General features: G+C 74.7%; 8 protein-coding genes. 7 read left to right on the forward strand and 1 reads right to left on the reverse strand.

Going from position 1 to position 6,856, the window contains the following annotated elements; all coding sequences use genetic code 11:
* Positions 1-13: 13 nt before the first annotated feature.
* The 7 genes from HGA02_RS07440 (at position 14) to HGA02_RS07470 (ending at position 5,273) form a co-directional block, all read left to right on the forward strand.
* Positions 14-595, forward strand: a complete 582-nt coding sequence (locus tag HGA02_RS07440; RefSeq protein WP_425483039.1) for an NUDIX hydrolase — start codon at positions 14-16, stop codon at positions 593-595.
* 116 nt (positions 596-711) lie between these two features.
* A complete protein-coding gene (locus HGA02_RS07445; RefSeq protein ID WP_168678494.1) occupies positions 712-1,920 on the forward strand; it encodes a pyridoxal phosphate-dependent aminotransferase in 1,209 nt (402 codons plus the stop codon).
* Between the two features lie 11 nt (positions 1,921-1,931).
* On the forward strand, positions 1,932-2,537 hold the full coding sequence (pdxT, locus tag HGA02_RS07450) for a pyridoxal 5'-phosphate synthase glutaminase subunit PdxT (RefSeq protein ID WP_168678495.1): 606 nt from the start codon (positions 1,932-1,934) through the stop codon (positions 2,535-2,537).
* A gap of 9 nt (positions 2,538-2,546) precedes the next feature.
* Positions 2,547-3,302, forward strand: coding sequence for a YebC/PmpR family DNA-binding transcriptional regulator (locus HGA02_RS07455; protein ID WP_162352087.1), 756 nt, complete (start codon positions 2,547-2,549; stop codon positions 3,300-3,302).
* 54 nt (positions 3,303-3,356) lie between these two features.
* Positions 3,357-3,923 carry a crossover junction endodeoxyribonuclease RuvC gene (gene ruvC / locus HGA02_RS07460; RefSeq protein ID WP_168678496.1) on the forward strand — a complete coding sequence of 189 codons (567 nt, stop codon included), beginning with the start codon at positions 3,357-3,359 and terminating at the stop codon, positions 3,921-3,923.
* 76 nt (positions 3,924-3,999) lie between these two features.
* Entirely contained in the window at positions 4,000-4,761 is a 762-nt protein-coding gene (locus tag HGA02_RS20845) for an OB-fold domain-containing protein (RefSeq protein WP_168678497.1), read from the forward strand.
* 224 nt (positions 4,762-4,985) lie between these two features.
* Entirely contained in the window at positions 4,986-5,273 is a 288-nt protein-coding gene (locus tag HGA02_RS07470; RefSeq protein ID WP_168678498.1) for a hypothetical protein, read from the forward strand.
* Positions 5,274-5,387: 114 nt separating this feature from the next.
* Here HGA02_RS07470 and HGA02_RS07475 read toward each other — a convergent pair whose 3' ends face one another.
* Positions 5,388-6,566, reverse strand: coding sequence for an RtcB family protein (locus HGA02_RS07475; RefSeq protein WP_168678499.1), 1,179 nt, complete (start codon positions 6,564-6,566; stop codon positions 5,388-5,390).
* Positions 6,567-6,856 lie beyond the last annotated feature (290 nt).

Genomic DNA, 6,856 nt, shown 5'->3' on the forward strand with positions numbered 1-6,856 from the left:
CGGCGAGGGTGCCGTGCCGGTGGCGGCACGCGGGCACGCCGACGGCGGGGGACCGGTGCACGGGCTCGGCCCCGAGTGGCGTCCCGGGCCCGACGGGCTGCTGTTCCGGCGCGCCGCGCGCGTGATCCTGCTCGACGAGGACGACCGCGTGCTGCTCATGCGCGGGCACGACGTCGACCAGCCCGAGCGCAGCTGGTGGTTCACGGTCGGCGGCGGCATCGACGACGGCGAGGACTCGCGCACCGCGGCGCTCCGCGAGCTGCGCGAGGAGACCGGCATCGTGCTGGACCCGGCCGCGCTGCAGGGTCCGGTGCTCACGCGGTCGGCGATCTTCGACTTCTTCGCGCAGCACTGCCGCCAGGACGAGGACCTGTACCTCGCGCGGGTCCGGTCGGCGGACGTCGGCGAGCTGAGCCGCGCGGGGTGGACCGAGCTCGAGGCCGGTGTGCTCGACGAGCTGCGCTGGTGGCCGCTCGACGAGCTCGCCGCGGTCGAGATCGAGGTGTTCCCCGTCGGGCTCGCCGCCCTCGTGCAGGACCTCGCCGAGGGATGGGACGGCACGGTGCGGCACCTCGGGCTCGCGCACGAGCACTGAGCGGTGCGACGGCGGGGCGGGGGAGCGGCGCCCCGTGACCCGGCGGATCGGGGTTCCGACGTGGTCATCCCTCAGGGGGTACTGACCAGTAACGTCGACTGTGTACGGTCGAGAGCATGCCCACCCTGGCCCCGACGTCCCCGACGCTGCACATCCCGCGCAGCGGCATCCGCACCCTGATGGAGCTCGCGCACCGCGACCCGGAGGCGCTCCACCTCGAGATCGGCGAGCCCGACACCGCGCCGCCCGCGCACGTCGTCGAGGCCGCCGCGCGGGCCGCGCACGACGGGCGCGCCGGCTACACCGCGAGCACGGGACTCGCCGAGCTGCGCGAGGTCGCCGCCGAGCGGGTCACGCGCGTCAGCGGCCGCGCGACGCACCACGACGACGTCGTCGTGACGCACGGCGCGATGCACGGGCTCACCATGACGATGGCCGCGCTGCTCGGCCCGGGCGACGAGATCCTGCTCCCGGACCCGATGTTCCCGAACTGGGCCATGGCCGCGATCTCCGTCGGGGCCGTCGTCCGGACCTACCCGACGTCGGCCGAGCGGGGCTTCGTGCCCGACGTCGCCGACGTCGAGGCGGCCGTGGGCCCGCGCACGCGGGCGATCGTCGTGTGCTCCCCGAACAACCCGACGGGCGCGGTGTACCCGGCCGACGTGGTCGCCGGGCTCGTGGGCGTGGCCCGCCGGCACGACCTGTGGGTGCTCTCCGACGAGTGCTACGAGGCCGTGACCTTCGGCGCGACCCACGTCAGCCCGGCCGCCTTCGACACCGACGGACGGGTCGTCGTCCAGCACAGCCTGTCGAAGACGTACGCCATGACGGGGTGGCGCACCGGGTTCCTCGCGACCCCGCGCCACGACCTGGTCGAGACGATCGGCCACGTCGCCGAGGCGACGATCGCGTGCCCGTCGGCGCCCGGTCAGCACGCGGCGCTCGCCGCGCTCACGGGCCCGCAGGACACCGTCACCTCGGCGGTGGCGCAGTACCGCGCGCGTCGCGACGCGGCCGTCGCGGTCCTCGACGCCGCCGGTCTCGGCTACGTGCGCCCCGACGGCGCGTTCTACCTCATGGTCGACGTCGGGACGCCGGACACCGACGCGTTCGCGCTGCGGCTGCTCGCCGAGCGGCACGTCGCCGTCGCGCCCGGGTCGACGTTCGGTCCGTCGGCGCACGGCCAGGTGCGCGTCAGCCTCGCCGCCGCTCCCGACGTGCTGCTCGCGGGCCTCGCGCACCTGGTGGCCGCCGTCGCGGAGCGGTCCGCCGACGACCCGACCGGTAGCCGGGCGGGAGCGGAGCGGCTCGCCGCGGCGAACTAGGATCGCCCGTCGTGACCGTGACCGTCGGAGTGCTCGCCCTGCAGGGTGACGTGCGTGAGCACGTCGCCGCCCTCACGACCGAGGGGGCCCACGCGGTCCCCGTCCGCCGGGAGCGCGAGCTGGACGCCGTCGACGCGCTGGTCATCCCGGGCGGCGAGTCGACGACGATCGACAAGCTGCTGCGCGCGTTCGACCTGTTCGAGCCCGTGCAGCGCCGGCTGCGCGACGGGATGCCCGCGTACGGGTCCTGCGCGGGCATGATCCTGCTCGCCGACCGGGTGCTCGGCGGGATCGAGGGGCAGCAGACCCTCGGCGGCGTCGACGTCACGGTGCGGCGCAACGCGTTCGGCCGGCAGGTCGACTCGTTCGAGACGGACCTCACGATCGAGGGCGTCGACGACGGGCCGCTGCACGCGGTCTTCATCCGTGCGCCGTGGGTCGAGGAGGTCGGTCCGGCCGCCGAGGTCGTCGGGCGCGTCGAGTCGGGTCCGGCCGCCGGTAGGATCGTCGCGGTCCGCCAGGGGCCCGTCCTCGTGACGTCCTTCCATCCGGAGGTCACGGGCGACACCCGGGTGCACCGTCTGTTCGTCGAGATCGTCCGCGAGAGCCAGGGGTAGGCAGAGCCGATGTCGGGTCATTCCAAGTGGGCCACCACCAAGCACAAGAAGGCCGTCGTCGACGCGAAGCGCGGCAAGCTCTTCGCGAAGCTGGTCAAGAACATCGAGGTGGCCGCCCGCACGGGCGGTGGTGACCCCGCGGGCAACCCGACGCTGTTCGACGCCATCCAGAAGGCGAAGAAGTCGTCGGTCCCGAACGACAACATCGACCGCGCGCTCAAGCGCGGGTCCGGCCAGGAGGCCGGCGGCGCCGACTACCAGACGATCATGTACGAGGGCTACGGCCCCGGCGGCATCGCGGTGCTGGTCGAGTGCCTCACCGACAACCGCAACCGCGCCGCGTCCGACGTGCGCGTCGCGTTCACCCGCAACGGCGGCCAGATGGCCGACCCGGGTTCGGTGTCGTACATCTTCAGCCGCAAGGGCGTCGTCATCGTCCCCAAGGAGGGCACCGACGAGGACGCCGTCATGGAGGCGGTCCTCGACGCGGGCGGCGAGGAGGTCAACGACCTCGGCGAGTCCTTCGAGGTGCTGAGCGAGGCGACCGACCTCGTGCCCGTCCGCACGTCGCTGCAGGACGCCGGCATCGAGTACGACTCCGCCGACGTGGTGTTCTGGCCGTCGACCCAGATCGAGGTCGACGCCGAGGGTGCGCGCAAGATCCTGCGCCTCATCGACGCGCTCGAGGACTCGGACGACGTGCAGAACGTCTACGCCAACTTCGACGCCTCCGACGAGGTCATGGCGGAGCTCGAGGACGACTGACGACAGGCGCGCGGCCTCCCGGGGATCGACCCGGGAGGCTGCGACCATACGAGCGTGCGCGTCCTCGGAGTCGACCCCGGCCTGACCCGGTGCGGTCTCGGCGTGGTCGACGGCCTGCCGGGGCGCCGCACGCGCCTCGTCGCGGTCGGCGTGGCGCGGTCCCCGGTCGACGACGAGGTCGACCAGCGCCTGCTCGCGATCGAGGCGCAGATCGAGGAGTGGCTCGAGGAGCACGCGCCCGACGCCGTCGCCGTGGAGCGCGTGTTCGCGCAGCACAACGTGCGCACGGTCATGGGCACGGCCCAGGTCGCGGGGATCGCGATGGTCGCCGCGGCGCGTCGCCGCATCCCCGTCGCGCTCCACACGCCCAGCGAGGTCAAGGCCGCGGTCACGGGCAACGGCCGTGCCGACAAGCCGCAGGTCCAGACGATGGTCGCGCGGCTGCTCAGCCTGGACGAGATCCCCAAGCCCGCCGACGCCGCGGACGCGCTCGCGCTCGCGATCTGCCACCTGTGGCGGCCGGCCGGAGCGCTCGGCGCACCGCAGCGCGCGCCCGGGTCCATGACGGCGGCGCAGCGCGCGTGGGCGGCGGCGGAGCAGGCGGCCAAGCGGCGCGCGTGACGCGCGTGTCCTGTCGTACAGGTGTTCGGTCGGTGTGCGAGAGTAGCGCCGTGACGACGACGGAGAGGACGCCGCGGTGATCGCGTCGGTGCGGGGGACGGTCCTGGCGGTGCGGCTCGACGCGGCCGTGGTCGAGGTCGGCGGCGTCGGGATGCTCGTGCAGGCCACGCCCGCGACGCTCGCGGGTCTCCGGGTCGGCGCGCAGGCCACGCTGTCGACGTCGCTCGTCGTCCGCGAGGACTCGCTCACGCTGTTCGGGCTCGACACCGAGGAGCACGGGCCCGGGGTCCTCGTCGTCGGGCCGCGCCGGTCCGGTCGCAGCACCACGCTGCTCACGATGGGGACGTCCGCGCTCGAGCGCGGCTGGACCGTCGGGATCGTCACGCCGCGCCGCAGCCCGCTGCGCGACCTCGCCGGCCACCCGGGTGTCCTGGGGTCGCTCGACCTGGACGCGTCGCGGGACGACATCACCGCGCTGCTCGCGGGCCTCGTGCCGGCCGGGGACACCCCGACGGTGCTGCTGGTGGACGACCTCGAGCTCGTCGGCACCGACGGGCCCCTCGCGGACGCGATCGTCGCGCACCTGGGCGCGCTGCGGGACCGGCCAGGCCTGGTGGTCGCGGCCGGGTCGGCCGACGAGCTGTCGAGCGGCTACCGCGGGCCTGCCGCCACGATGAAGAAGTCGCGCAACGGCCTGCTGCTCGCGCCGTCGTCGCCCAACGACGGCGACCTGTTCGGACTCCGTCTGCCGCGGTCCGCGCTGGGTGCCGGCGTCCCCGGCCGCGGCCTGCTCGTCGGCGCGGGGTCGTGGCAGCTCGTCCAGGTGCCGACGCCCTGACCGTCCGGACGCCCTGACCGTCCCGGCACCCTGACGGTCCGACGCCCTGACCGTCCCGGCGCCCTGACGTCTCGACGCCCGACCGTCCCGACATCCCGACCGTCCCGACTCCCTGGCCGCGTCGGCGTCGGCGTCGCGCGGCCCGCGGCCCCCGGCGTGCGACCCTGGGGCGCGTGCGCCGGACGTGACGGCGGACGTCGCCGTGACCTGCCGAGAGGGGTGCCGTGCCGTCGTACCGCGTCCGCGCCGCCGTCGGCATGCTGCGTCCCGGCGTCGCGGCCCCCGACGTGCTGCCCGAGGCGGTGGCCGTGGCGCGAGCCCGGACGGCGGTCGAGGCGCACGACGTCGAGGTCGTGCGGGGCGAGGCGCGCGTCACCGTGCGGTACGAGGCGGACGACGACCAGGCCGCGCGACAGATCGGGTGGGCCGTCCTCGCGCGGCTCGACGAGCTCGCCGAGATCAGCGGCCGCTCGCTGACGCGCCGTTTCGGCGCCCGCTGGTACCGCGTCTGACGGCTCCCGCCCGGCAGGCCGTGGTGCCCGCCCGGGGGCGTCGCGAGCCCGGCGGCGACGGCGTGGTGCCGCGCCGCCGGGCCCGGACGGTGACGTCGGGGGCGACGGTCGGGTTCAGTCGCCCTTGACGTTGACGAGCTGACGCAGGACGTGCCGGACCTCGACGAGGTCGGCGGCGTCGGCCATGACCCGGTCGATGTCCTTGTACGCGGCGGGGATCTCGTCGAGGAACGCGTCGGTGTCGCGGTACTCGATCCCCGCCATGGCCTCGCGGAGCTGGTCGCGCGTGAACAGCTTCCGGGCCGCGGTCCGGGAGTGCTCACGCCCGGCGCCGTGCGGCGAGGAGCACAGCGACAGCGGGTCGCCCTTGCCGACGACGACGTACGACGCGGTGCCCATCGACCCGGGGATGAGCCCGGGGTCGCCGGCGCGGGCCCGGATGGCGCCCTTGCGGGACACCCACACGGACTTGCCGAAGTGCGTCTCCTGCTCCGTGAAGTTGTGGTGGCAGTTGACGCGCTCGGCCTCGACGACGTCCTCGCCCATGTGCTCGGCGATCGCGGCCACGACCCGGTCCATCATCTCCTCGCGGTTGAGCCGCGCGAACTCCTGCGCCCACCGCAGCTCGCGCACGTACGCCCAGAACTCGGGCGTCCCCTCGACGAGGTAGGCGAGGTCGCGGTCGGGCAGGGAGATCCACCACTTCTGGCAGAGCTCGGCGGCGACGCGGATGTGGTGCTGCGCGATCTTGTTGCCGACACCGCGGGACCCGGAGTGCAGGAACAGCCAGACGGTGCCGGTCTCGTCGGCGGTCACCTCGATGAAGTGGTTGCCGGAGCCGAGCGACCCGAGCTGGAGCGCCCACCGGCCCGCGTACGCGCCGGGGTCGAATCCCGCCTTCTCCGCGGCGGCCTCGAGCGTCGCGACGCGCGCCTCCGCACTGGGCGTCAGGCGCTGGTTCGCGGCACCCGCCGACAGCGGGACGGTCCGCTCGATCCGCTGCCGCAGCGGCGTGAGGGACCCGGCGGCGCGGACCTGCTCGACCGTCCACTGCGTGCGGACGGCGATCATGCCGCAGCCGATGTCGACGCCGACGGCCGCGGGGATGAGCGCGCCGAGGGTCGGGATCACCGAGCCGACGGTGGCGCCCTTGCCGAGGTGCGCGTCGGGCATGAGCGCGACGTGCGGGTAGACGAAGGGCATGGTGGACGTGGCGACGGCCTGGTCGCGGGCCTTGTCGTCGAGGATCGAGGCCCAGGAGACCAGCGTCTTCGTGAGGTGCTGGCGTGTCATGGTCGGCGATCCTGGCAGGGGGGTCGGGGCGTGTCCCCCTCATTGTCCGGCGGTCACCCGCCCGGTCGCGCGCGGGACGCCGGCTCACGTCCGCCGCTCGGCCGAGCCGGCCGTCACGCGGGGACGACCCCCGACGGGACGTCGGTCAGAGGAGCGGGTCGCCCTGGCCCACGATCATGGGCTCGCCGACCGGGCGGGGCGCACGCGCGCGCCCTTCGCCGCTCGTCCTCGCGGGCGCGTACCGGTGGCCGACGACCATGCTCGGGCGGCCCGGGCCCGACGCCTCGACG

It is taken from the genome of Cellulomonas septica, from assembly GCF_012396155.1.
In the GTDB taxonomy this organism is placed as follows: Bacteria; Actinomycetota; Actinomycetes; order Actinomycetales; family Cellulomonadaceae; genus Cellulomonas; species Cellulomonas septica.

Bases quoted from the DNA above. Each gene is read 5' to 3' on its own strand.
- HGA02_RS07445 (WP_168678494.1), top strand. From the start codon at position 712: ATGCCCACCCTGGCCCCGACGTCCCCGACGCTGCACATCCCGCGCAGC.
- HGA02_RS07455 (WP_162352087.1), top strand. From the start codon at position 2,547: ATGTCGGGTCATTCCAAGTGGGCCACCACCAAGCACAAGAAGGCCGTC.
- HGA02_RS07475 (WP_168678499.1), bottom strand. From the start codon at position 6,566: ATGACACGCCAGCACCTCACGAAGACGCTGGTCTCCTGGGCCTCGATC.